This is a genomic window from Streptomyces glaucescens (assembly GCF_002154375.1).
Classification (GTDB): Bacteria; Actinomycetota; Actinomycetes; order Streptomycetales; family Streptomycetaceae; genus Streptomyces; species Streptomyces glaucescens.
Genome location: NZ_MUND01001000.1, coordinates 1 through 783, shown reverse-complemented (window position 1 = coordinate 783; position 783 = coordinate 1). Strand labels below are relative to the sequence as shown.

Genomic DNA, 783 nt, shown 5'->3' with positions numbered 1-783 from the left:
TACGACGAGGAGACGCGCCGCTGCATCGCGGCCCTGGGCGGCCGTGTCGACACCGCGCGGGCCACCGAGGTCTGGCAGGCCGCGCTCGACGCCGACCGGCTGGGCACGCCGGTGTGGTTCCACGGCGACATCGCGGCCAACAACCTGCTGGTGACCGGCGGACAGCTCTCGGCCGTGATCGACTTCGGCACCTCGGGCGTCGGCGATCNNNNGATCGCCTGGACCATGTTCCGCGACGACAGCCGCGAGGCGTTCCGGCGGACGGTCGGCCAGGACGACGGCACCTGGGCCCGGGCCAGGGGCTGGGCCCTGTGGAAGGCCCTGCTGACGCTGACGGAGTGTGCCGATCCCCAAGACGAGCGGGTCGACGCCAACCTGTCGGTGATCGACGCGGTGCTGGGGGACCACAGACGTTTCGGGTGACCCGGTCGGGCCCCATGGCCCTCCGAGCGCGCACGCGAGCAGGAGGCCACGTCCCAGCGCGCCCGGGATCTCCGCGGGCGGACCAAGCTCTGAAGTTGCTCAAGAAGAGCTTCGGCCGGTGATCGGGAGGGGGATGCTCTGGCACACATCACAACGCTCGACAACGGGGTGAAAGAACATGGAGCACTTGGCGATCCTGGGCATCGTCCTCATCGCGGTGGTCTTCTCGGCGGTCAGCGCAGGCAGCCGGTCGTCGCGGCGGCGCCGTTCCTGGTGGGGCGGTGACGGCGGCGGACACGGCGGCGGGGGCGGCTGGTCCTGTGGAGGTGGCTCGTCCTGCGGGGGCGGCTCGTCCTGTGG

Annotated in this window: 2 protein-coding genes; both read left to right on the top strand. The window is 71.6% G+C overall.

All coding sequences use genetic code 11. The features are described 5' to 3' along the window. Positions 1-24: 24 nt before the first annotated feature. On the top strand, positions 25-423 hold the full coding sequence (locus CCN42_RS40115; RefSeq protein ID WP_425444739.1) for a phosphotransferase: 399 nt from the start codon (positions 25-27) through the stop codon (positions 421-423). 178 nt (positions 424-601) lie between these two features. Next, a partial coding sequence (locus CCN42_RS44015) for a hypothetical protein (protein WP_211294908.1) occupies positions 602-783 on the top strand: 182 nt, incomplete at its 3' end.